We start from the raw sequence: 23,845 nt of genomic DNA, 5'->3' as shown, positions 1-23,845 counted from the left end.
AGATTTAAAAAGCAGTTAAATAATTGAGAGGAAAAAGGATAAAAATAGGTATGTTAGATAAACCGCTTACACAGGAAGGTGACAATATGGATAAAACACTCGGATACTTGAGGGAAACCCTTTCGAATTATTCAGAAGACAATTCTTTAGGCCAACATCTATTACATAAGCTTTTGAATCATAAATATGCTTCTGAAGGCGACTTTGTAAGGCATTTAACTGCAAAAGAAATCGACTTTTTAAACGGAATCCTAAAAAAGGAAATACAGTATGCAAAAGATGAACAGGATGAAAAAAGAACATATGAACTGAATGAAGTATTCGAACTGCTTTTTTAAGTAAGGCTTTGTTAAACTTGGTTGTTGATTTTCGCTCCACAAAGGAATGCTTCTAAGAAGAATTATTGCAGGGACAGGCCACCTTTTGCCTGTCACGAAGACACTCGCTTTCCGCGGGCAGGTCGGGAGCCTCCTCGTCACTTCGCTCCTGTGGGGTCTCCCTTGACCCGCTTTTCCCGCTGGAATCTCGTGTACTTGTTCTTCGATTAACATAGATAAAAATCAACACTGTTCTTTAACACAGCCTAAAGTAAAAAAGATGGCTATAAGCTGCCATCTTTTTTAACTTTAGTTAGGAAATTTCCTATTATTATTTCCGGGGCAAGCGCAAAGACCGACAAAACTCGCTCATATATTCATTCTTTTTTCTTCATTTTTTGACATATTTTCTGTATATCAAACATTCGTACTTTCATGTTGCAGATGTTAGCCGGAAATATTTCAATGAATTTATTTCTTTTCTAGAATGAATACCAAGATGAATTAATATTAGACAAATTTTGTCACGTTACAAAACTTTGAAAAGGATGACCACGGAAAAGTAGAAAATATTTCCAATTATTCATCTTCCAACAACTAGCTCTAATGAATGTCTCTTTTCTTAAATCGTCCTCCTCTTACTTCAGCAATATCGGAAACTGCTAAAAATGCAGAGGGATCGTTTTCGGAAACAATTTCTTTTAATTTTGCCTCTTCAAGACGATTTACCACGCAAAAGATCACCTTTTTATCGTCCCCCGAATATGCCCCTTCCCCATTAATATAAGTAACTCCCCTGCCCAGTCGGTCAAGTATAGCCTCGCCAATTTGATGAGCATTCTCGCTAATTATCCACGCGGATTTTGACTCATCTAGTCCTGTAATGGTAATATCAATTGTTTTAAAAGCTACATAATAAGCAATTAGAGAATACATTGCCCGGTCCCAGGTGAAGACGAATCCTGCAGTACCTAAAATAAATAAATTAAAAAACATTATTATTTCCCCTACGGAAAACGGCAGCTTTTTATTCGTTAAAATAGCAAGAATCTCTGTTCCATCCAATGATCCTCCATAACGAATAACCATACCCACACCAATCCCCAAAATAATTCCTCCAAATACTGAAGCGAGCAGAATATCCTCGGTTAAGGCTGGTACAGGATGAAGAAGTGCGGTAACAACCGATAAAATAAAAATTCCGAATAAGGTCGAAAATGCAAAGGTTTTTCCAATTTGTTTATATCCAATAAAGAAGAAAGGTATGTTTAATAAAAAAATGAATAATCCCAAATTCCAGCGAGTTATGTATGACAGCATAATGGATATACCGGTTATTCCTCCGTCAATAACTTTATTAGGAACAAGAAAAATTTCAAGGCCGACTCCCATTAAAGTGGCTCCCAGAGCTATAAGCAAAGCCCGTTGAAATATTTGAGTTTTTGAAAGCTTCCTATGCTGTTTTTTATTCCCAGACCTTGACGGATCAGGAATAACTATAGCTTGTTGATTCAATAATCCCAACTCCTTTCGTCCTTTTTCTAAGTATATACACAGTTAAAGGAATGTTGAACTCTTAGCTTTTTGAAAACACAAATCCCAAGATAGAAGGGCAACATTTTGTTGAGGTGGGGCAAAACTTATTAGACGTTCCCGCCTTCTAGTAAGTCATTGAATAGCACGGATGGGGCAAAAGATATGATAAGTGGGGCATTCATTTGAGGAACTGGGGCATATGCTCTGGAAGGTATAACAGATAAGTGAAAAATCCATAAACTCACCAGAACTAGAAAATGACTATTTTTTATTAAAAATATTTAAAAGAAACCTTTTTAAAAATACCCTCCTAATTCACCTAATAACCCGGAAAGTTATATCTATAAAGCGTTTATTCCGATTAAAGTAAAAAAGGCTGTACCAGCGCTAAATAAAGCACCGATACAGCCTTATTTTTATTGTTCTTTAACCTTAGCTCTTTTAATAAAAAAGGCGAGGATTAATGCAACAAAGGCTATTCCTGTTGCAACAATAAATGAATCGTTAATCCCGTCTATTGTTGCTTGTTTCATGGTTTGTCCGTATAGTGTTAGAACAGCAAGACTATTTCCTGCAGCTGAAGGAACATGAGCCATGGCAGCTAGTCCCTGGCCAACTTGAGCTATCCTGCTGCTAATAAATGGATTCTCTGTGGTAATTGTATTAAGGTATCCCCCATAATGAGTTCCACTTCTTGTCGTCATGACCGTTACAAGAAACGCTGTACCAATACTCCCTGCAACCTGTCTGGCAGTATTTGATGCAGCTGTTCCGTGGGAAGCAAGATGACGCGGAAGCTGATTCAACCCTTCAGTCATTACTGTCATCATCAGGAAGGACATGCCGAACATACGCATAACATAAAGTACTAAAATATGGCTGAATGTGCTAGACATAGACAGGTGGCTGAACTGCCAAGTTGTAATAACAGTAATGGTTAAACCAATAACAGCCAGCCATCTTGCACCCACTTTATCAAATAGCGCCCCAGCTATAGGAGACATGATTCCCATTACAATTGCTCCAGGTAAAAGCAGGAGACCTGATTCAAATGCAGAAAATCCTCTTATATTCTGAAGGTAGATTGGCAGCAAAATCATTGCACCAAACATTGCCATATTAATAATCATACTTATAATCGTCGTTAATGCGAAAATATCGTATTTAAAAACCCGGAGCTCCAGCATTGGTTTATCAGTTGTAAGCTCACGGAATGTAAAAGCGATTAGAGAAATGATACCGATTATGAGTGAAGTCACGACTATTGAACTGGACCAGCCATTATTTCCAGCTTCACTAAAACCATAAAGCAGAAAACCGAAACCAAGTGTTGAAAAAAGCACACCCGGAAAATCAAATTTTGGATTGGTAACTTCTGTGACATCCCGCATCCACAAGTAACTGAGAATTAAATCTAAGATTCCTATAGGAATTACTACATCAAATAGAAGTCTCCATGAATAATGCTCTACAATCCATCCTGAAAGTGTAGGACCGATGGCAGGAGCAAAAATCATTACAATGCCCATAATTCCCATAGCCTTTCCACGCTTTTCCGGTGGGAAGATGGTAAAGAAGACCGTCATTAAAAGTGGCATTATAATTCCGGCACCAGCTGCTTGAACTACCCGCCCTGCCATTAACATTGTAAAATTGGCCGAGACTGAGCAAACAATTGATCCAATCGTAAACAGTAACACGGAAGTTAGGAACAACTTTCTGGTACCAAACTTTTCGATTAAGTAAGCTGTTACAGGAATAAATATTCCATTTACAAGCATATATCCGGTAGACAGCCATTGAACAGTATTCGCAGAAATATTAAGGTCTGCCATTATATGGGGGATTGCTACGTTAAGCAATGTTTGATTCAGGATAGCTACAAAAGCTCCGAGCATTAAAGCAGCAAGTATTTTGCCGTTTCCGCTGTTATCTCCTGTCTCATTTCCCCGGTCACGGCGTGTTTTTGTATTCCTGCCTAATTCAGCTTCTTTTAGTTCTGCTCTAGATTCAACATATTCAAGTGCTGGTTCAGGAACCGCTGAATTTTCAAGCATTTCGTCTACTTGGTCATTAAGAGTATTATTGTCATTAGAGATTTCTGATTCCGCTGTTGGGTCAGAGGATAAGAATGGCTTCCTTCTTTCCTCTCTCTCTAATCTGCGTCTTCTCTTTACCAGCCTGATATTCAAAAAAGCCAGCAGCGCAAGGCATATTAGAACGTAAACCGTGATAGTAATTGCCATTTTATCACCTACTTATGAATTCTCACTGTCACGTTCATTCCAGGAACAAGTTCAAGTCCTTTGTAATTATCAATTGAAATTCTAACCGGAATTACCTGAGTAACCTTTGTATAATTTCCAGATGTATTTGTATTCGGAAGTAAAGAGAAAGTTCCTGAAGTTGCAAAGCCAATCTTTTCAATTTTTCCATTTAAATCATTGTTAGGGAATGCATCAACATAGATATCTACATCCTGGCCGACCTCTATATCATTAATATTTGTTTCTTCTATATTTGCAGTAACCCATAAGTTGTCAAGATCATACATCTGTGCAAGCGGAGTACCTGCGCCCACAAAAGAATTCTTTACAGCATTACTTTGTACTACTGTTGCATTTTGAGGTACAGTAATTTTAATTTCTGAAGGAGAAGCGGTACCTGTACCAGCTGCCATTACTGATCCAATTTCTTCATCCTTGCTGAATTTATCCCCAACTTTTCCTGTCCAGTCAATCAGTCTGCCGTTTGCCGGGGAAGCAATGGTTACTTGCTGTCCTGAAATCTGTGCGTTATCTGTGCTTAAATAGTTAACAGTCCGATTGTAATAGGAATAGGCAGCTAATCCCCCGCCCACCAAAATGATTAATAAAATAACGTTTAAAAGAACAAGTCTTCTTGCATTCATATGTTGTTATTCCTCCTCCATCGATAGCCTTGACCGCACCAATGCGTGCAATCTTAATAAGTTTTTGATTTCTTCCTCAGGCAGTGCCATAACACTGTTGATTCTTTGAATTATAAGAGATTCAGGGGATGCTAATACTGATTCGATAATTTCTTCCCCTTTTTTAGTCAAATGTATGGAAACGGCCCTCCGGTTTTCCGGCGGTACAACTCTGTCTACCAGCTCGTGCTGGACAAGCCTGTCAATTACTCCACTAACAGTGCTGTTGGTCAGCCGTAATTTTTCAGCTAAATCACTTAAACTGCTATCCGGATTATCCAGTAGTCTATAAAGGGTTTTTAATTGCACAACAGTAAGTCCAACCCTGTCTGCATCCTTTTTAATCAGCTTATAAATCTCTCTGTTTATTTCTGAAAATGATTCCAATATTTCGTTGTTGAAAGCGTACATGCCTGCCTCCCTTCTTTCCCTGGTTATATTACCCATCCGAACATTTCGTATACGAAACATACGGTTTACAAGAAAGTATTATAACTATAGCCAAAAGGTTGTGTCAACAAATAAACTCATATAACGATAATTAATATTCCCCACTTAGTTGATGAAAAACCAAAAATTGATGCTATGTAAGACATTTTGGTTCCCCTTTTGCATCCCTTATAAAAGTTGTTTTTCTAAGATCAGCGGAAATAGAAAAAAGCAGCAGGCTAATTTTGCCCGCTGCCATAAAATCTCTGAAATATCCCTTTTTGGTTTCGGGGATTGTTAACGTCTAACCAATATCATTCTTCAGAATTTTTCATATCTGCTATGCTCTACTTTTGTGCTGCTTGCTTTATCCCTGAAAGTGCCATTTCAATGTCTTTAGTATTGATATCAAAATGAGTAACAAACCTAACTCGGCTGCCTCCAAAAGTGCCCGCAAGAATTCCCTGTGACTTCAGTTTTTCTACAAACTGATCTGAAGTTATGTTCAATCCGCTGACATCAGCAACAATCATATTTGTCTCAACTTTATTAACAACACTTAAACCCGGCATATTACTAATTCCTTCAGCTAATTGTTGGGCATTCAAATGGTCCTCTCCCAATCTATCACGCATTTTAGTTAGGGCTATTAATCCTGGAGCGGCAATAATCCCCGCCTGCCTTAATCCACCTCCCAAGCGTTTTCTCCATTTGCGGGCTCTTCGGATAAATTCCTCAGATCCAACAAGCAATGAACCTACAGGAGCTCCCAAACCTTTTGAGAGGCAAATTTGAACACTATCACTGTTATTAGAAAAATCTGTTACTGGACATCCAAGAGCAGCTGCGGCATTAAACAACCGTGCACCGTCAATATGTACAGGAATATTATTTTCTTTTGCTAACATAAAAATCTCTTTCATATTGCTAGGTTGGATGACGGCACCACCTGCACGGTTATGAGTATTTTCGAGGCAAATTAACCCTGTTTCTGGATAGTGCTGGTCTTCTCCTCTAATGGAGGCTAATACATCGGCAGGATTCATTGCTCCATTTTCACCTTTTATGGTTCTTAGCTGTACACCTGCAAGAGCCGAAGGAGCTCCAGACTCGTAATAGAAAATATGGGATTCTTCCTCTAAGATGACCTCATTTCCCGGTCTGCAATGGGCAAGAATGGCAAGCTGGTTTCCCTGTGTTCCACTTGTCACGAAGAGTGCTGCCTGTTTTCCGAGTAATTCTGCAGCTGTTTCCTCGAGTTTTTTGACGGTAGGATCCTCTCCGTATACATCATCTCCTACTTCTGCCTGATAAGCAGCTTTTCTCATCTCTTCCGTTGGTTTAGTCACTGTATCACTTCGAAGATCAATCATCATAAAACCCATCCCTTTTTATGTATTAAAGCCTAAAAGGCATTCTTTAATTATAATGAAAGAAAAAATGAATTGGAACTATTGAAGACTGAATGTTTCAAAAAAGACAATTGGTATGGTCCCAATTGTCTTTTTTTCAAATTATTTATTTCCTGGTGCAGGATGGTCCACTCCTCTGATGTGGTGTTTATGACCGTCCTCTTCTGAAGTGTAGAAGTCATAGTAATGTACATGCATTCCATTTCCTACTGGAATAGCGGGGCCTGAATAAGCCTTATAATGATGGTTATGTCCGTTTTCAAACATGACATAGCCTTCGGTATAATGAATATGCCCGCCATCCTGTGTCTGAATCGGCGGTGAAGTAATATCGAGACATTGATGTACGTGCCCTGCGCTTACTGAAGTATAGTCTACAGAACCATGATTGTGGTGCGGTACAAACCCATTAACAAAATCATCTTTACCCGGTTTTGCCATCATTTTTCCCCCTTTACTCCATATAGCTTAAATATATGAACGAATTAAAAAAAATTGCATTAAATCCCTACCTAAAAAGCATACATATCATTTTAAATAAACGACATACTACATTTGTAAGTTAATTTAATTTGAAAAGGGGATTATTATGACCGTTATTGCTCAGGTAAAACAGGCTGTTGCCGGGTTAAAAAGCGCCCAGGCAAGCTTTGAAACTTTTGCTTTATCAACTGATAACCAAAATGCAAAGCAGCTTTATCAAGATGCTGCTCAGCAAACACAAACTATTCTCGATAACCTCGAACCTCGTCTTCAGGAAATTGAACAAGAAGAACCACAATATAAACAGTAATTTTGACAGGCTGGCGCTTAGCCAGCCTCTTTGAAAGGATGTTAAGAATGACTGTAATTTCAAACGTGAAACAATGCCTATACAGTCTTAAGGGTATTGAATCTCAACTCTCAATTTTGGCATTAAATTCAAACCATGAAGATGCCAGCAAAGTTTTTCATGAATCCATGCTAACTATTAGTGAAATAAATAAAGAACTTACCGATCGGATGGAAAACTTGCAAAGAGAAGAACCTCAGTATAAAAACTCATAAAGTGGAGGTGGAAAAAGTATGCCAGGATGGATCGATATTATCATACGGTCTTTTATTTTTATGATTATATTATTTCTTGTGACAAAGATGCTTGGCAAAAAGCAAATTTCCGAACTTTCCTTTTTAGAGTATGTTTCAGGAATTACCATAGGAAGCATTGCAGGTGAAGCAATTACAGGACTCGAAGAAAGTATGATTAATGGTGCCGTTGGTATATTTTTTTTCGGTGGTCTTACTTTTTTGGTTGACGTCTTTTCTTTAAAAAGTAAATCCTTCCGGGATATTGTGGAAGGAAGAGGTGCTGTAATCATTAAGGATGGAAAAATTCTCGAAGATAATTTAAAAAAAGAAAAGTATACCATTGATGAACTCTCAGCTCTGCTGCGGCAAAAAAACATCTTTCGGACTGCAGATGTAGAATTTGCCGTACTTGAACCTCGCGGAAATCTGAGTGTTTTGCTAAAAAAAGAGAATCAGCCATTAACACCAAAGGATTTAAATTTAAAAACAGCCAATGAGAAGGAACCTCAAACTGTTATAATGGACGGAAGTATACTCAATGAGGCATTAAGAGCTTCAGGTAAAAGCAAGGGCTGGCTAGAAACAGAACTGGAAAAAATGAATCTATCCTTACCAAATGTTTTTATGGGACAAGTTAATTCTTATGGGGAACTGACAGTAGATATTTACGACGATAAAATTAAAGTCCCTTCTCCTCAACAGCGACCTCTTTTACTAGCCACCTTAAAAAAATGCCATGCAGATATGATGAGTTTTTCACTTCAAACTCAAAGCCAGGAAGCTAAAACAATGTTTCAAAAAAACGGAGAGAAACTTGAAGAAACAATAAAAAAACTTTCACCCTATTTAAAAGGCTAAAAACAATACCCTTTTCCTTGAGAAAAAGGGTATTGTTTTTTATTTATATGGAAGATATTCAGGCAGCGGAACATTTGCAATGGAGAGAGGTATTTCCAGCTTGATTCCCATTTGAACATCATAAGGAGAGACAAGCCTATTAACCTTTTGAATAGCATCAATACTAGTACCAAATTGTTCGGCAATAGTACCGAGAGTTTCATTTTCGCCAACTAAATGAGTATCTCTCATTTTTTCTATTCTGCATGCAGACTGCTTAAAGGTAGGCTGTTTGGATAGCGGATCTGTAAAATCTGCCGTTAACGCATTTGCTGCCTCCTTTTTATGCCAGCTTCCGTAATGAAAAGGAACAAAGATTAACCCTTTTTGAACTGTTTCTCCAATTCTCACTGGTACTTCAATTTCCCCTCTTGGAGAAATAATCCTAACCTTCTCACCTTCTATCAGCCCTAGTTCAAGAGCATCTTCTGTATTAATTTCCGCATATCCATTTGGTGCTGCAGTCTGCAGGTATGGAGAACGGGCGGTTTTTGTCCTTGTATGCCAATGCCAGACCAGCCTTCCTGTTGTCACCCATAAAGGGTATTTCTTATTTGGCTGCTCTACAGGAGGGAGGTACCTTGTTGGATGGAGTATGGCCATTCCATTTGGATTTAATTCCTCAAACTCTTCCTTCGAGAGCGGTCTTCCTGTAAACTGATCTTTTGTGAAGGATTGAGTATAGGAGGTTTCTGTTGGAAAGTGTCCATCAGAGTATAATCGGGCGGTTCCTTCTGGTGCCTTTTCTGTAACAGGCCATCTCAATCCATTGTATTGTTCTAGCTTTTCATAAGTAATTCCAGTCATGTCACAAGGCCTTCCCGCTGAGACCTTTTTCCATTCTTCAAAGCATTCTTCTGGTGTTGAATATTGGATCAGAGGATTCCCATCCTTGTCCTGAAAATCCATTCTTTGGGCAAAATCAAGCAATATCTCAAAATCAGATTTCACTCCCATAGGGGGCTCCACTGCTTTCCTTAATAAATTAATCGTCCTGTCCGCATTTTCCATCGTTCCTTCTTTTTCTCCCCATAGTGCTGCTGGGATTACAACATCTGCAACAACTGATGTTTCTGTTAAAAATGGATCCTGTACAACAACAAAGGTTTTTTCAAATGCCTTTCTTGCCCTCGCCCTATTTGGAAGTGAAACCATTGGATTTGTTCCTATGTTCCAGAAAAACTCGATCTCACCATTTTCCATCATATCTATTTGCTCTTCTATTCCTTTTTCAGGCCCTACTGGTAAATCCATTTCCTTAACGTTCCAAAGTTCGGCGATTTCTTTTAGATGTTCCGGATTATTTGAATTTCTGTTTGCCGGGTAAGTACCTACGCCTCCAGCTGTACGATTTGCAGATGAGCTTGGCTGACCTGCCATATGGAGAGGCCCCGAGCCCGGTTTGCCGATAAGTCCCCTAATTAAATGCAGATTATTAATCGCTACACATGCTGTGGTGGCATCAGCACTTTGGTAGGTTCCCTGAAGGGTAGTGGTCACCAGTGAGTCAGTTTGTCCAAGGATATCTGCTGCTTCTTTTATTAATCCAGCAGGTATTCCAGTAACTTTACTAGTATGTTCCAAAGTCCACTCTCCAAGTGGCTCTGCCATTTTTTCAAAACCGATTGTATTGTTTTCGATAAAATGGTGGTCTACACGACCCTCTTCCAATACTAATCTTTGGAGACCGTTTAATAATGCAACGTTTGTTCCCGGATACAATTGCAGATGCAAGTCTGCCATACGGGCGGTAAGAGTTTTTCTCGGATCCACTACTATAATATACGGCTTTCCTGTTCTTTTTTTTCGTTCCATTATTCTTTCAAATAGGACAGTTCCTGTTTCAGCAGGATTATGCCCAAACATGAATAGGGTATCTGTTTCATCAACATCATCAAAAGAGGCCGGAACCCCATCAGAACCAAAGGATTGTAAAAGGCAAAATTCAGTAGTAGCGGTACAGAGCCTTGTATTGGCGTCAAGCAGGTGCGTTCCAATTCCCGCCCGGCCAATTTTTGCAATGGTATAATAATCTTCCAGGAAAGCCTGTCCCGTAGAATAAATAGCTATCCCATTACGGCCCTTCTTTTTTAACGTTTCCTTTGCTTTTTGAACCATAAGTTCCATTGCTTCCTCCCAAGAAGCTGGTACGAGCTGCCCAAATGCATCCCGAATCATCGGTGTAAGGAGCCTGTCTGGACTATTATTTGCATGCCATTGATTTTCACCCTTTGGTCCCAGTCTTCCTCGGTTAATAGGGTGTTTGGAATTACCTTTAATCCCAACAACCTTATTATCTTTTACTGCAATATGGCATCCGCAGCCTACTGAACAGATATTGCATGTGCTGTAAACCCATTTATCAACTTCTCCCTGGGTATATACATTCATATCAACCCGTTCTTTTTCCCAAGCCATTATTGACCACCCTCTCTTTGTGTTTTAGGCAAATATAACTCTGGCACTGCATATTTAATCTTTTCTGGACCGAATTGCTCTTCCAGCTCCTTTGCTGCTTCCTTCAGGTTCTTTTTAATCCTCTGAAATAATAAATCTAAATCGTTAACATGCTCAGCTGCACTTTCATCCTGCCAGGTTAGGGCTCTTCCCCAAGCCCGAAAGGTTGAATCAGCTATAGAATCGTCATGATATAAAATAGAAATTTCTTTCTTAAAGGATTTAAAATCTTGTTCCTTCCTTTGTAAAGAATCCATAAGTTTTCCACAGGTATCCTTTTGTTCTTCCAGCACTGTACGAAAAAGAATAGCTAATGGATTTTCGGCATCCTGGCTTTCCTTGATAATTTGATCAGAGTCATCCCTAACTCTCATAAAAATATTCTTTAATCTGTCCATTCTGGCCCGCCCTTCCTTTAAGTTTAGTTTTATATATCTAGTAGCCCTATCAAATAAGGTTAAACCCGCTCACGTAATTTTTAATGCAATTCTCATTTCAAATTACTGCTGCAGGGGCTTTCCTTAAAAATATTTATATAAAAAAAAGCCCAAAGCTGATAACTCAGCCTAGGGCGTTATGAAACATTTATACATGTAAAGGAAGGTGGGGGATTCCTAAAAAAGCCCAGCCTCCTTCGCAGCCTTATAACTATTTCTTGCAAACTCGAATGGATCTCCAACCTTTTCCCAATGCATATACATCAGACGTGGTTCGTCAAACAGCCAATGATTGTGGACAGCTGTCACTGTAATTCCTCTTCTTCTCAGAGCAGTCATGAATGGGTTTATTTCTCTTTCCAGTACAACTGATTCACCAAGGTTCAGCGTTCTTCCTTTTCGATTGTCTTCAAAGGATAAGGCAAATGGGAGTGCTAATGGGGAACGGGTATGGCGGCCTAAAATGGTGGCATTTATATCCCGCAGTCTTTGAACAACACAGACCGGAGTTGATGTAATGACCTCACCTCCAATGATGTTTGCCAGTCTCTGGCAATCATTTTCAATGGATGCGGAGGGAGATACCTCCGACCTCCTATTATTCCTTCCAGGTTCGTCATTATAGTAATAATCATAGGTTCTCATTTTTTTCACCTCATTTTTTCTAATATTTTATTCTCTTAATGGGGACGAGTTTGGACATTTATCAAACTTCATATGCCCTTTTTTTAAAAACCAAAAAAAGAGGTAACAAAATGACCTTTGCTGGGCCTTTCATTACCTCTTTCATATGCTTTTCATTAATCAGTCATATTTGCAAAACGTGCCAGATCAGCATTTTCACCAATAACTACAAGAACATCATCCTTAGCAATACTTTCGTCTGGGGAGGGGGATATTTTTATAGTGCTATTATGCCGTATAGCAATAACACTTAAATTGTATTTTGCCCGTAAGTCCAGTTCTCTTAGTGATTTATTACTCATACAATCAGGGATTTTTATTTCTTCAACACTATATTTATCGGAAAGTTCAATAAAATTAAGTACATTCGGTGATAAAAGCTGATGGGCAACTCTTTCTCCCATATCCCTTTCCGGGTGAACAACCCAATCAGCTCCCACTTTATAAAGGACCTTTCCATGAAGCTTATTTAAAGCTTTAGCTATAACTTTCTTCACACCGAGTTCCTTAAGGAGAAGAACTGAAAGGATGCTTGCCTGAATATCATTTCCAATAGCAACAATAACAGTGTCAAAGTTTCTAATTCCGATGGATTTTAATGCTTCTATTTCAGTCGTATCAGCAATCATGGCATGAGTCACCACAGAATTGGCATCTTCCACTCTTTCTTCGTTAATGTCTATACCGAGTACTTCCTGCCCAGCATCGGAAAGCTTGGTTGCGATACTTGTTCCGAATCTCCCCAGCCCGATAACAGCATACGAATTTATCAAGGACTTTCCCTCCTCTGTTCTTATTAGCCAATCATGATTTTTCCTTTTGGATAACGGAAAGCATCAGGTGATCGTTTAATGGATACCGCGTAAAAAATGGTTAAAGGACCAACTCTTCCGGCAAACATTGTAAAAATAATAAGAGCTTTTCCTAAATGTGACAATTCAGGGGTAAGTCCCATAGAAAGGCCAACTGTAGCAAAGGCAGATGTAACCTCATAAAGAATCATTAGAAAGTCTCTACCATGTTCAGTAATGGTTAAAAGCATGGTTATTACCATAACAAGGAACAAACCGCACAAAGTAACTGTCAAAGCTTTATAGATTGTTTCATAATCAATCCTTTGACGATAAAAAATAACATCCTCTTTCCCTCTAATCTGAGACCAAACAGCTCCAAGAAGGGTAGAAAACGTGGTCGTTTTAATACCGCCTCCTGTTGAACCCGGAGAGGCTCCGACAAACATTAAGAATATCGTTAAAAAGGTAGAAGACTGAGTCATATCAGGCAAACTTAGGGTATTGGCCCCCGCTGTTCTTGGTGTAACGGATTGGAAAATAGATGCCAGAATTTTTCCTGAAAAAGAAAGCGGCTTTAATGTTTTGGGATTGTAAAACTCCAGGAGGAAGAAACATAATGCTCCACCCACAAGCAATAAGAAGGTGGACATTAAAACAACCTTTGTATGGAGTGATAAACGTTTTGTCTGCTTGTATTCAACTACTTCATTCATAACAATGAATCCGATTCCGCCTAGTATTATGAGAGCAGACACGGTTAGTGTAACAATAGGATCTTCTACATAGGCGGTTAGGCTGGTGAAATGCCCCATAATATCAAATCCAGCATTATTAAACATAGAAATAGAATGAAAAACCCCAAAGTAAATCGCCTTGCCAATTGGCATATCAAAAGAAAAACGGATTGAAAGTAAAAGGGCACCCGCTGCTTCTATAACGGCAGTAAAAATTAAAATCCTTCTTGCCAGGCGTACAATCCCTTCCATAGAAAGATTATTTAAGGATTCCTGCAGGAGAATCCTTTCTTTTAATGAAATTCTTTTTCCGAGAAGAAATGCAAACAACGTAGCAAATGTCATAAATCCCAGTCCGCCAATTTGAATGAGAGAAAGGATAACTATTTGCCCAAAATGCGTAAACGTTGTACCAGTATCAACTACAACTAGACCTGTTACACAGGTAGCTGAAGTGGCAGTAAATAGGGCATTTAAAAAATGAAGCCCTTTTCCATCAACTGTTGAGACTGGAAAAGTCAAAAATAAAGTTCCTAGTAATATGATTCCTGCAAATCCAAGAACTAATATTTTCGGGGGATCAAGAAAATACTTTTTTCTCTGCATATTCATACTTCCCTACTATAATTTTTTTATAGCAAATATCTGAGATAGACATAAATCATTGAAATGAAAATCGAAACCAGCATTAATGGAAAACCAATAAAAAGAAATTTAACAAAAGAAATATTATGGCCTTCTTTTGCTGCAAGCCCCGCAACCACCAGGTTGGCAGAAGCTCCAATCAATGTACCGTTCCCTCCAAGACAGGCACCGAGGGACAAACTCCACCAAAGCGGGTCTAAATTGTTAATACCCAAATTCCCCATCTCTTTAATCATAGGAATCATGGTAGCAACAAAAGGGATATTATCTACGAAGGAAGAGACGATGGCACTCATCCAGAGAATTAGTAAAGTTGTGGATTTTAGTTCTCCCCCAGTCCAAGACATTGCTTCTCTTGCAACCGAAGCTATTAATCCCGTTTCAACAAGCCCGCCGACAATCACAAACAGTCCAATAAAAAAGAAAAGGGTTGTCCATTCCACTTTTTCAAGTGCCTTTTCCAAATACTTATCACCAGTAATCAACAGAAGCAGAAATGCGCCAGCCAAAGCAATTGTAGCTGTTTCAATGCCTATTAATTGATGAAGAAAGAACCCGCCTATTGTAAGAACAATAACAATAAGGCATTTTCTTAAAAGTGCTTTGTTTCGAATTTCTGAATAAGGATCTTTTTCCAACAGACTGTCGATTAATTCCGGTGTTGTTTTTAATTGCTTTCTATATATGAGCGTAAGAATAAATAGAGTTACAATCATAATTATGATAATGACAGGCGTAAGGTTGTTGATAAAAGACAAGAAAGTCAGCTTTTTAACAGCGCTTCCGATCATAATATTGGGAGGGTCACCAATCATTGTGGCTGTGCCCCCAATATTTGAGGCAAATATTTCCGAAATTAGATATGGCATTGGATTCACTTTAAGCTGAACTGTTATGCTTAACGTAACAGGAACAACAAGCAAAACGGTTGTCACGTTATCAAGGAATGCTGAAGCTATTGCTGTGAATATACTTAATGCCACTAGTATACTGAGGGGATTTCCTTTTACCTTTTGTGCAGACCAGACAGCAATAAACTCAAAAACACCTGTTTGAGAAGTAATCCCTACAATTACCATCATTCCGATTAATAATCCAATTGTATTAAAATCAATGTGATGCAAGGCGCTTTCCTGGTCTAGTACACCGAGTGCTACCATAAGGATTCCGCCAATCATTGATATAATGGTCCTATGTATTTTTTCAGAAATAATAAATCCGTATGTAACTAGAAAAATAATAAGTGCAATACTTTCTTGTGCTTCCAACCCTTTTCACTCCAGTTCTGTAACCTTATTTTTTGGCTTTCTCCCGGAATGTATTCCCATAAAACAAAAAACACCTGGGAATACCAAGGAAGTTTACAGCCTTTTTAATTGATTTTCCCAGATTGCTTATGAAGTTAGCTGTCAGTTTCGGCCTCCCTCCTGAAAAAATGCCTTAAGGCATGCATTATTCTCAAATGGGAATCACCCCAAGTGGATTACCATGTGTTGGTTTCCCCGCTTTTGAAGATTAAGCGAAATTATTTATACAAGGAAAAATATACTACTACCAATATTAACAAACAAGCCAACTGCTGTCAGGATTTTATTTTTGAATATTTAGAACTATAAAATATGATTATTAAAATAGGCTTTTCTTCCATTCTAAACATGTGGTATTTTTAATTCGAAATACACTCAGGTTTAAATATGATTAGGTTTTTTAAGGACAAAGAATTTGACCTCAATGGGGAATGAAATGACAATCGAAAAAAAAACAGCTTTTCTTGCAAACGGCAAACCTGATTGCTGGCTTTATGGTTTGGGTACTGCTTTCTTCCCTAATGCCTTTTATTAAGAAAGATATACCTCTATCACTAACCCAACAGTCTTGGGTACTGCGGTGCCAGTCGTTCTGTGCTCCTTGCTAAGAATACCTATTGGTTACTGGACAAATAAATATGGAGCAAGGGTCCTATTTCTCTGGAGTTTTGTTATTCTTCTTATTCCTATTGCTATAATTTATTTTGCCACATCCCTCTTTACACTGCTTATTGGCGAGGTTCTTTTGGGAGTAGTAGGCGGGGCTCTTTTTTCAGTAGGAGTTACCTCGCTTCCTAAATACTATCCAAAAGAAAAACAAGGATTAATTAATGGTATCTATGGCTCAGGAAATATTGGAACGGCTCTCACAGCCTTTATCGCAAATCTTTGCAGCTTCTTTTGGCTGGAGAAGGACTACAGCCATTTTCTTTGCTGGAATAGTTATTTTTATCTTTTTAACCTTCTTAATTGGTGATCGCAAAGAAAAGAGAGTAAGTGTACCATTTTATGATCAATTCATTGAAGTTAGAGATAACTGAATATTATGGTTACTTTGTTTATTTTATATTATAACCTTTGGCTCCTTTGTTGCATTTACTATTTACCTTCCTTCCTTTTTAATTAATCAATTTGATTTAAACAAAATTGATGCTGGGATTAGGACAGCGGGATTTATTGCAATTGCTACTATATTTAGGACTGTTGGTGGGTGGCTTGGTAACAAAATCAATTCATTATTCATATTAATGGCGGTTTTTGCTGGATTAACATTCTCTGGTTTCCTTTTATCCTTTACACCTTCTTTACCTATATATTCTTTTGGATGTCTCCTTGTGGCCTTTTGCGCAGGAATTGGGAACGGAGCAATTTTTAAAATAGTGCCGGTATACTTTTCGAAACAGGCAGGGTTGGTTAATGGAATAGTAAGTGCCTGCGGCGGAATAGGTTGTTTCTTCCCTCCGTTAATCCTTACTCTTTTATTTAGTTTAACAGGTCATTAAGCTATTGGGTTTATGACTTTATTGAGTTTTCCCTAGCCAGTTTAATATTGGTTTTTTGGATGTTCTATCAGGATAAGTTAAAACTAGCTGAAAAAATTATTGACCATTCATTTGAAGGAATTCTCATAACTGACTCAGAGGGAATAATCCAAAAGGTTAATTCATCTTTTTCTAGAATTACTGGTTTCTCACATGAGGATGTAATAAAAAAAACTCTAAGCGTCCTTCAATCAGGTGAACACGTTTTTATAGAAAAATGTGGGAGAATTTTCAGCAAAAACGGAATCTGGAACGGTGAAATTTGGAATAAACGCAAAAACGGGGAATCTTATAAGGAAGACTTGACCATCACCGCCATCAAAAATGAAGCAGGTGAAACACAAAATTATGTAGGTATGTTCACGGAGATTCATTCAAAGGAAGAATAGAAAAAGGCTTTCCGCTAAGCGGAAGGCCTTTTTTGTGAATAGTTTTTTAAGTTAAAACTTTCAATTACAATCTATCGTGATGCCTTGCCTCTAATAAAATTGAAGATGAAAACTACCACTGCGGCTACCAGTAGAAAATGTATTAGTCCTCCGGCAATGTGGAAAACAAGACCCAATACCCATAAAACAAGTAAAATTGCTGCTATTGTCCAAAGCATAATATTCATCCTTTCTTGTGTGTTTAGAAGTATACTACCCCTCTTTTACTTTTTAAAAACAATTATTAATTGGTTAATTTACAGCCTTCTTGTAAAAACGTTACAATTTTTTGTCTTTCTAATTGAGTTCACATTTCCTTCACAGCTTTTGTGAGGTACGTCACAATTTTTCGAAACCATTCTCATTATTATAAACAATATAAATAACCCACTAATAAAAACAAAAATGAAATACATGGAGGAGAATTACAATGGCAGGAATTACTTATTGGAATCCAGAAGATAAAAAGTTCTGGAAAGAGGAAGGAAAAAAACATGCACAAAGGAATTTATGGATTTCAGTTCCATCTCTGATGCTTGCTTTTATAGTCTGGCAGATCTGGTCTGTGGTTGCTGTTCGCTTAAATGATATTGGCTTCCATTTTACAGAAGAACAATTATTCACTCTGGCAGCTATCCCAGGTCTTGTAGGTGCAACACTACGCTTCCTATACACTTTTGCAGCAGGTTCAATTGGAGGTAAAAATTGGACTGTAATTTCAACTGGATTATTGCTGATTCCTGCAATAGGCATTGGGTTCGCAGTTCAAAATCCTGAAACACCATTTACTATTATGCTTTTACTAGCTGCGCTTTGCGGGCTTGGCGGAGGAAGCTTTTCATCTTCATCAGCTAACATCAGCTTCTTCTTCCCAAAAAAGGAAAAAGGTACTGCCCTCGGAATTAACGGTGGTTTAGGAAATATGGGTGTCTCTGTAGTTCAATTTGTTACACCATTAATTATTACATCTGGAACCTTTGCCCTAGTTGGCGGTAAACAAGTATTATCTAATGGCCAGCATGTATGGCTTCAAAATGCAGCTTTTATCTGGGTTATTCCTATTATTGTTATGACATTGCTTGCAGCTTTTAAGATGGATAATCTTCCTAATGCGAAACAGTCAGTAGCAGATCAATTTGTTATTGTAAAACGCAAGCATACTTGGATTATGACAACTCTATATGTGGCAACATTCGGTTCATTCATTGGTTATTCAGCAGCATTCCCGCTTTTATTAAAATCCCAATTCCCAGAACATCTCTCCCTTGCTTTCCTAGGTGCACTGGTTGCAGCTGCTGCAAGGCCGGTAGGAGGATGGCTGGCTGATAAAATGGGAGGAGCTAAGGTTACAGCTTATGTTCTTGTGGTTATGGCTATTGGGGCAGTTGGAGTAATTTACTTCCTGAATGGAAAACAATTTGGCGGATTTTTAGGAGCTTTCCTTCTTCTTTTCCTTGCTTCAGGAATCGGTTCTGGTTCTACATTCCAAATGATTCCAACTATCTTTATTCCTAAAGAAGCTGCTCCTGTTATCGGTTTCTCAGCAGCATTTGCAGCATACGGTTCCTTCTTTATTCCTAAGTTATTTGGCTGGTCTGTAAAGGCAACTGGTACTCCTGTAACAGCTTTTTACTTCTTCATTGCTTTCTACGTAGTCTCATTTGCTCTAAACTGGTACTTCTATCAAAGGAAAGCCACTACAGCTGTTAGTCAAATGGTAAAGCAGGCCGGTTAATCCGGTCTGTTTTTTTGTTGTTAGACGCTGTATAAACTTTTTGCTAAATACACCCGCATTCCTCGGGTGACTTTGAAGTTTCGTCATCACTTCGCTCCTGCGGGGCCACCCCTCTCGAGTCTCCGCCTTCAGCAACATTGTTAAAAATCACCACTACTTTTTAAATACGAGACTGTTGTTAAAAAGTGGCATCTTTTGTGCGAGAGTTTATTTACCTTCTTAAAAAGGTATGAAGATAGCAAATAAGGTTTATCATTTTAAGTGAAAAGCATTTTTAAATCGCTAAAGCGAAGTAGTACATTTCTTTTTCAAGGTCGGGTATTCAATTAATATATCGTGTTCGGGCATTCTTTTAATAAGTCGTGTTCGGGCAAGCGGAGTCGGGCATTTCACTAGCAAGTCGGGCATTTCACTAGCAAGTCGGGCATTCTTTAGTAAATTAGTGCATTCTTTTGATAAAATCGTGCATTTACCTTATCAATTTTGATTTGAAGCTTTATGGGGTATATTCGTCAAAAATCTTGCGTATTGCTAAATGCATAGAGTCTAATTTTATTAAAAATAGAACTTTTTTAAAAAATATATAAATTAGAAACTTATTTTAGCAAAAAATCGTTTATTTACTAGAATGTCTTTCTTGTTTATCCAAAGGGGTATACCACTCAATACTAAAAAGGTTGTCCCATAAAGGACAACCTCTAGCTCTTTTATTCTATTAATCTAGAAGAGTAACTTTTATTTGTCTTGAACCCCATTTCACCGCTTCATCTTGTGATGAAATAAAGACATCAATTTCATTACCTTTAATACCGCCGCCAGTGTCTCCTGCAACTGCATATCCATATCCTTCTACATATACCTTGGTTCCTAGAGGGATAACTGACGGATCCACAGAAATAATCTTGGCATTTGGATTTTGTTTAAGATTAATACCAGTAGCTGTCACTCCAGAGCAGCCTTCACAAGATGCAGTATAAGCTGTAGCTTTAACTGTAATAACTTTACCTTCAACTGCTTCTGTTTTGGCAGTAGAAGTTTCAGGCTGAGTTGGCGCTGGTGCTGGTGCCAGTTTTGGCGCTGGTGCTGGTGCCGGTTTTGGCGCCGGTGCTGGTGCCGGTTTTGGAGCCGGAGCTGGTGCAGCTGGTTTGACTGCTGGTACATCTGGTTTTTCAACTGGTGCCGGTTTGCTTACAGGCTGAACAGCTTTTGGCTGCTGGGCTACAGCTGGCTTTGTAACTGCAGGCTTGGAAGCAGGTGCAACAGCCGGTTTTACTGCAGGCGTACTTTGAGCTTTAGCCGTACTTTGTGCTTTTACCTGAACTGCAGGCTTGGCTTGCTGGATTGCAGCTTCTTTTACAATGTTATGACCGCTCTTAAATATTTCTAAATTTAGGCCTGGTTTAATTAAATCACCATGTAGCTGATTCCAGCCCATAAGTTCATTTAAAGTAACACCATAGTTTTTAGCAATATCCCATAAAGTATCTCCATCTTTCACCAAGTAGTTTGCTTCTGGTGAAACTGTAAGGACATCCCCCGGATGAATTAAATCAGTAGATAAGTTATTCCATTTCATTATGTGTTCTACAGACTCGTTATGTACTTTAGAAATCTTCCAGAGTGAATCGCCTTTATTTACTGTGACTTCTGCCGCCTGTACATTAGCACCTACAGTTCCTGAGAGTGCAGCGACTGCTATTAATGTTTTAAATGTTTTTTTCATTTTCTTACCTCCCATGTTCTAAGCAGCTAACATAAAATATCTTAACATGAAAAACTGAAATACAAAGAACAGGCGTGTTATAAAATGGTTACAAGAATGGCAGCTATATTACGATAACATTTCAAAATAACTGAATATTCAAACTATATTTATGGTTTTTAGGACTAACACTCCATCTCTGGAAATATTTAAAAAAGGGGTTTTTCAAATCCTTTGTTTTCAAGTTTCCAACATAAACATAGTGAAAACTTCATAAAAACGTCTAAATTCAATGCGCCTACTTCGTGAATATAATTTGTATATTTTTTATGTAAAAAAATCACAAAGTATTATTCTTTTATTTATATGTAAAATCCTGAGGAGAAAAATGATTTACTTCTTAATAATGATTCTTACACTTTTATTTGCTGAAGCGCATTAAATAGTTTACCAAAACTCCGCCTATTAATCTTCACAAGACAAGGCTTGATCAAATGATTTTTGTATTGCTAAATTCTTTATTAGTCTTTTCAACTTACCTTTTGACCAATTATCATTTTTCATAAAAAGCCGACGCCACTTGGCAGCCGACTTTTTTAGTATTTACTCATCCAATTTTCGGATCTTAACTGCACATGCTTTAAACTCTGCAGTTCCTGAAACAGGATCAAATTCATTAAGTGTTAGGACATTGGTTGGTACCTCACTCCAGTGGAAGCTCATAAACACCAATCCAGGAACCACCTGTTCCGTTATCTTTGCTTTAACTTTTACTTCTCCTCGGCGTGATTCAACCAATACTGTTTCCGCATTCTCTATTTTAAGCATTGCAGCATCCTGAGGATGAATATCAACAGTTTCCTCTGTTTGTTTAAGCTTTACACCATTAGCGTAGTATTTAGTTTGGGAATGAGTATTGTACGACTCATACCTTCTTCCAGTTGTCAGCATAAAAGGATACTCTTTATCAGGCAGTTCCAGTGGGGGAGTATAATCTACTGGTATAAATGGAGATTTAGAAGCCTCCATTCCTTCCTGATAAAACCTTTCATGCATAATCAATGTTCCAGGGTGTGATTCATCGGGACAAGGATAATGCAAACTGTACTCCTGGTCAAGCCTTGTATACGAAATTCCTCCGTACATCTCCCATGCGAGCCTGCGGATTTCATCCCAAATCTCCTCGCTGTTATGGTAGTCCAACTGATATCCCATTTTCGTAGATAGCTCGCAAAGTATCTTCCAGTCTTCTTTTGTGTTTGGATGGGGTTCTACTGCCTTCCTGACTCTCTGAATCCTTCTATCTGTATTTGTATATGTTCCGTCCACCTCTCCCCAGGAACATGCAGGGAGAACGACATCTGCCAGTTCAGCAGTTTCAGTGAGAAAAATATCCTGCACAATTAGCAAATCAAGTTTTTCGAGAAGCTTTTTTGTATGGTTCATATGAACATCAGCCATTAAGGGATTTTCTCCTATTACATACATTGCCTTTAATTCGCCTGCCTCGAGACGGTCAAAGGTTCTTGTTTGAGTATCTCCCACTTCTTTATTAATTGTAACCTTCCATTCTTTTTCATATCTTAGCCTGTTTTCTTCCTTTACAATACTCATGGCACCTGGCAGCTGATTAGGAAGGCACCCCATATCACCTGCGCCCTGTACATTGTTCTGGCCTCTTAAGGGCATTATTCCACTGCCCTTTTTTCCGATATTCCCCGTAAGTAGCGCTAAGTTACCAATATCAAACACATTATTTACACCGCAATGATGTTCGGTAATTCCAAGAGTGTAGGCAATCATCGCGCTTCCTGCGCCAGCATACTCTCTTGCAGTGTCGATAATATCTTCAGGACTTATCCCTGTAATAGCTGATGCATATTCAGGAGTATAAAGTTCAACTTTTTCTCTTAATACCTCTACATCATTAGTATATTTAAAAATGAAGTCTGGGTTATACAGTCCTTCTTTTAATATGATTCGAATCAAGGCATTTATTAAAGCAATATCTGTGCCTATATTTATTTGGAGATGTCGGTGGGCTGATTTAACCATATCAATTTTTCTCGGGTCAATAACGATCATTTTTAGGCCTGCTTTTACTGCTTTCTTTATTCGGTTAGCAATTATAGGATGGGCCTCGGTTGTATTAGAGCCAAACAATAATAATACATCTGCTTCATAAAAATCATCCAGTGTATTTGTGGGGAATCCACTGCCAAAAATAGTTGCCAGACCGGCAACGCTTGGAGCGTGTCACGTACGGTTACATCCGTCTATATTATTGCTGTCGAGGACAGTCCTCATGAATTTTTGAGTAATATAATTGGATTCATTTGTTGTTCTTGCACACGCAAACATGGAAATCGCTTTACCGCCCCACTCCGATTTAATTTTGGCTAACCCTTTAGCAATAAAATCGTAGGCTTCCTCCCATGTTACTTCTGTAAGCTGACCAGATTTCCGTAACATAGGTGACTTGAGTCTTTTTTCTGCATGAACGTACTCATAGGCAAATGCGCCCTTAACACAGGTTTGTCCTTTATTCACTGGGGCATCCTTATCACCACGGATTTTCTTAATTCTGTTGTCCTGAACTTCTGCAATTAATCCGCAGCCGGTGCCGCAGTACCCGCAAACGGTTTTAATAAATTTTGGCTCCCCCACTCGTTTCCCCTCCAATAAAAACATAAGTACTTATATAAACATATTAATTCATTCTGTTTTAATTGCCGAAAAAATATATGGCAATAAAACAACAATTAAAGCACT

23 protein-coding genes are annotated in these 23,845 nt (G+C 38.3%); 8 read left to right on the top strand and 15 right to left on the bottom strand.

The features are described 5' to 3' along the window. Window positions 1-86 precede the first annotated feature (86 nt). Entirely contained in the window at window positions 87-338 is a 252-nt protein-coding gene (locus tag G8761_RS02285; protein WP_166023350.1) for a sigma-G-dependent sporulation-specific acid-soluble spore protein CsgA, read from the top strand. A gap of 582 nt (window positions 339-920) precedes the next feature. Here G8761_RS02285 and G8761_RS02280 read toward each other — a convergent pair. The 6 genes from G8761_RS02280 to G8761_RS02255 form a co-directional block, all read right to left on the bottom strand. Further along, a complete protein-coding gene (locus tag G8761_RS02280; protein WP_207789048.1) occupies window positions 921-1,832 on the bottom strand; it encodes a YitT family protein in 912 nt (303 codons plus the stop codon). A gap of 437 nt (window positions 1,833-2,269) precedes the next feature. Then, window positions 2,270-4,099, bottom strand: coding sequence for a DHA2 family efflux MFS transporter permease subunit (locus G8761_RS02275; protein ID WP_166023200.1), 1,830 nt, complete (start codon window positions 4,097-4,099; stop codon window positions 2,270-2,272). A gap of 8 nt (window positions 4,100-4,107) precedes the next feature. Further along, window positions 4,108-4,764 carry an HlyD family secretion protein gene (locus G8761_RS02270; protein WP_166023198.1) on the bottom strand — a complete coding sequence of 219 codons (657 nt, stop codon included), beginning with the start codon at window positions 4,762-4,764 and terminating at the stop codon, window positions 4,108-4,110. 6 nt (window positions 4,765-4,770) lie between these two features. After that, window positions 4,771-5,214, bottom strand: a complete 444-nt coding sequence (locus G8761_RS02265; RefSeq protein WP_166023196.1) for a MarR family winged helix-turn-helix transcriptional regulator — start codon at window positions 5,212-5,214, stop codon at window positions 4,771-4,773. A gap of 365 nt (window positions 5,215-5,579) precedes the next feature. Then, the gene (gene ltaE, locus G8761_RS02260) at window positions 5,580-6,605 is read right to left on the bottom strand and encodes a low-specificity L-threonine aldolase (protein ID WP_166023348.1); all 1,026 of its coding nucleotides are present in this window, start codon (window positions 6,603-6,605) and stop codon (window positions 5,580-5,582) included. A gap of 141 nt (window positions 6,606-6,746) precedes the next feature. Beyond that, the gene (locus tag G8761_RS02255; protein ID WP_166023346.1) at window positions 6,747-7,085 is read right to left on the bottom strand and encodes a YmaF family protein; all 339 of its coding nucleotides are present in this window, start codon (window positions 7,083-7,085) and stop codon (window positions 6,747-6,749) included. 148 nt (window positions 7,086-7,233) lie between these two features. Between G8761_RS02255 and G8761_RS02250 the strand changes: the two genes are divergently transcribed. Genes G8761_RS02250 through G8761_RS02240 form a run of 3 tightly spaced genes read left to right on the top strand, consistent with a single transcriptional unit; the run spans window position 7,234 to window position 8,570 of the window. Further along, on the top strand, window positions 7,234-7,437 hold the full coding sequence (locus G8761_RS02250; RefSeq protein ID WP_166023194.1) for a DUF1657 domain-containing protein: 204 nt from the start codon (window positions 7,234-7,236) through the stop codon (window positions 7,435-7,437). Window positions 7,438-7,484: 47 nt separating this feature from the next. Beyond that, on the top strand, window positions 7,485-7,691 hold the full coding sequence (locus G8761_RS02245) for a DUF1657 domain-containing protein (protein WP_166023192.1): 207 nt from the start codon (window positions 7,485-7,487) through the stop codon (window positions 7,689-7,691). 18 nt (window positions 7,692-7,709) lie between these two features. Next, entirely contained in the window at window positions 7,710-8,570 is an 861-nt protein-coding gene (locus G8761_RS02240) for a DUF421 domain-containing protein (RefSeq protein ID WP_166023191.1), read from the top strand. A gap of 39 nt (window positions 8,571-8,609) precedes the next feature. Here the strand turns inward: G8761_RS02240 and G8761_RS02235 are convergent, their stop codons facing one another. The 6 genes from G8761_RS02235 to G8761_RS02210 form a co-directional block, all read right to left on the bottom strand. Beyond that, entirely contained in the window at window positions 8,610-11,027 is a 2,418-nt protein-coding gene (locus tag G8761_RS02235; RefSeq protein WP_166023189.1) for a molybdopterin-dependent oxidoreductase, read from the bottom strand. Continuing rightward, a complete protein-coding gene (locus G8761_RS02230) occupies window positions 11,027-11,464 on the bottom strand; it encodes a hypothetical protein (RefSeq protein WP_166023187.1) in 438 nt (145 codons plus the stop codon). Before G8761_RS02230 ends, G8761_RS02235 begins: the two co-directional genes overlap by 1 nt. Before the next feature lie 216 nt (window positions 11,465-11,680). Further along, the gene (locus G8761_RS02225; protein ID WP_166023185.1) at window positions 11,681-12,148 is read right to left on the bottom strand and encodes a DUF1259 domain-containing protein; all 468 of its coding nucleotides are present in this window, start codon (window positions 12,146-12,148) and stop codon (window positions 11,681-11,683) included. 155 nt (window positions 12,149-12,303) lie between these two features. Then, window positions 12,304-12,960: a potassium channel family protein gene (locus tag G8761_RS02220; RefSeq protein ID WP_166023183.1), complete on the bottom strand. Its 657-nt coding sequence runs from the start codon at window positions 12,958-12,960 to the stop codon at window positions 12,304-12,306. A gap of 23 nt (window positions 12,961-12,983) precedes the next feature. Next, window positions 12,984-14,327, bottom strand: coding sequence for a TrkH family potassium uptake protein (locus tag G8761_RS02215; RefSeq protein ID WP_166023181.1), 1,344 nt, complete (start codon window positions 14,325-14,327; stop codon window positions 12,984-12,986). 20 nt (window positions 14,328-14,347) lie between these two features. Continuing rightward, window positions 14,348-15,628: an ArsB/NhaD family transporter gene (locus G8761_RS02210; RefSeq protein ID WP_166023179.1), complete on the bottom strand. Its 1,281-nt coding sequence runs from the start codon at window positions 15,626-15,628 to the stop codon at window positions 14,348-14,350. A gap of 619 nt (window positions 15,629-16,247) precedes the next feature. Here G8761_RS02210 and G8761_RS26955 point away from each other — a divergent pair. The 3 genes from G8761_RS26955 to G8761_RS26945 all read left to right on the top strand — a co-directional run bounded on the left by G8761_RS26955 (window position 16,248) and on the right by G8761_RS26945 (window position 17,597). Further along, window positions 16,248-16,643, top strand: coding sequence for an MFS transporter (locus tag G8761_RS26955; RefSeq protein WP_338000903.1), 396 nt, complete (start codon window positions 16,248-16,250; stop codon window positions 16,641-16,643). 64 nt (window positions 16,644-16,707) lie between these two features. Then, window positions 16,708-17,169, top strand: a complete 462-nt coding sequence (locus G8761_RS26950) for an MFS transporter (RefSeq protein WP_338000905.1) — start codon at window positions 16,708-16,710, stop codon at window positions 17,167-17,169. Window positions 17,170-17,228: 59 nt separating this feature from the next. Further along, window positions 17,229-17,597, top strand: a complete 369-nt coding sequence (locus G8761_RS26945) for a PAS domain-containing protein (protein WP_243449866.1) — start codon at window positions 17,229-17,231, stop codon at window positions 17,595-17,597. Between the two features lie 71 nt (window positions 17,598-17,668). Here G8761_RS26945 and G8761_RS02200 read toward each other — a convergent pair whose 3' ends face one another. Next, window positions 17,669-17,815, bottom strand: coding sequence for a lmo0937 family membrane protein (locus G8761_RS02200; RefSeq protein WP_155899931.1), 147 nt, complete (start codon window positions 17,813-17,815; stop codon window positions 17,669-17,671). Window positions 17,816-18,066: 251 nt separating this feature from the next. Here G8761_RS02200 and G8761_RS02195 point away from each other — a divergent pair, with 251 nt between their 5' ends. After that, the gene (locus G8761_RS02195) at window positions 18,067-19,371 is read left to right on the top strand and encodes a NarK family nitrate/nitrite MFS transporter (protein ID WP_166023177.1); all 1,305 of its coding nucleotides are present in this window, start codon (window positions 18,067-18,069) and stop codon (window positions 19,369-19,371) included. Between the two features lie 715 nt (window positions 19,372-20,086). Here the strand turns inward: G8761_RS02195 and G8761_RS02190 are convergent. Together G8761_RS02190 and fdhF are read right to left on the bottom strand one after the other, a co-directional pair. Then, on the bottom strand, window positions 20,087-21,094 hold the full coding sequence (locus G8761_RS02190) for a 3D domain-containing protein (protein WP_166023175.1): 1,008 nt from the start codon (window positions 21,092-21,094) through the stop codon (window positions 20,087-20,089). Window positions 21,095-21,676: 582 nt separating this feature from the next. Further along, window positions 21,677-23,764: a formate dehydrogenase subunit alpha gene (gene fdhF / locus G8761_RS26935; protein WP_338000902.1), complete on the bottom strand. Its 2,088-nt coding sequence runs from the start codon at window positions 23,762-23,764 to the stop codon at window positions 21,677-21,679. Between the last annotated feature and the right edge of the window lie 81 nt (window positions 23,765-23,845).

The organism is Neobacillus terrae (assembly GCF_011393025.1).
Classification (GTDB): domain Bacteria; phylum Bacillota; class Bacilli; order Bacillales; family Cytobacillaceae; genus Neobacillus_A; species Neobacillus_A terrae.
Note: the sequence above shows the minus strand (reverse complement) of the source record. Positions and strands in the feature narration are given on the sequence as shown.

Coding starts and splice junctions, on each gene's coding strand:
- G8761_RS02235 (WP_166023189.1), bottom strand. CDS start 11,027: ATGGCTTGGGAAAAAGAACGGGTTGATATGAATGTATATACCCAGGGA.
- ltaE (WP_166023348.1), bottom strand. CDS start 6,605: ATGATTGATCTTCGAAGTGATACAGTGACTAAACCAACGGAAGAGATG.
- G8761_RS02200 (WP_155899931.1), bottom strand. CDS start 17,815: ATGCTTTGGACAATAGCAGCAATTTTACTTGTTTTATGGGTATTGGGT.
- G8761_RS02270 (WP_166023198.1), bottom strand. CDS start 4,764: ATGAATGCAAGAAGACTTGTTCTTTTAAACGTTATTTTATTAATCATT.
- G8761_RS02265 (WP_166023196.1), bottom strand. CDS start 5,214: ATGTACGCTTTCAACAACGAAATATTGGAATCATTTTCAGAAATAAAC.
- G8761_RS02240 (WP_166023191.1), top strand. CDS start 7,710: ATGCCAGGATGGATCGATATTATCATACGGTCTTTTATTTTTATGATT.
- G8761_RS02255 (WP_166023346.1), bottom strand. CDS start 7,085: ATGGCAAAACCGGGTAAAGATGATTTTGTTAATGGGTTTGTACCGCAC.
- G8761_RS02215 (WP_166023181.1), bottom strand. CDS start 14,327: ATGAATATGCAGAGAAAAAAGTATTTTCTTGATCCCCCGAAAATATTA.
- G8761_RS26945 (WP_243449866.1), top strand. CDS start 17,229: ATGTTCTATCAGGATAAGTTAAAACTAGCTGAAAAAATTATTGACCAT.
- G8761_RS02285 (WP_166023350.1), top strand. CDS start 87: ATGGATAAAACACTCGGATACTTGAGGGAAACCCTTTCGAATTATTCA.
- G8761_RS02190 (WP_166023175.1), bottom strand. CDS start 21,094: ATGAAAAAAACATTTAAAACATTAATAGCAGTCGCTGCACTCTCAGGA.
- G8761_RS02245 (WP_166023192.1), top strand. CDS start 7,485: ATGACTGTAATTTCAAACGTGAAACAATGCCTATACAGTCTTAAGGGT.
- G8761_RS02250 (WP_166023194.1), top strand. CDS start 7,234: ATGACCGTTATTGCTCAGGTAAAACAGGCTGTTGCCGGGTTAAAAAGC.
- G8761_RS02195 (WP_166023177.1), top strand. CDS start 18,067: ATGGCAGGAATTACTTATTGGAATCCAGAAGATAAAAAGTTCTGGAAA.
- G8761_RS02230 (WP_166023187.1), bottom strand. CDS start 11,464: ATGGACAGATTAAAGAATATTTTTATGAGAGTTAGGGATGACTCTGAT.
- G8761_RS02225 (WP_166023185.1), bottom strand. CDS start 12,148: ATGAGAACCTATGATTATTACTATAATGACGAACCTGGAAGGAATAAT.
- G8761_RS02275 (WP_166023200.1), bottom strand. CDS start 4,099: ATGGCAATTACTATCACGGTTTACGTTCTAATATGCCTTGCGCTGCTG.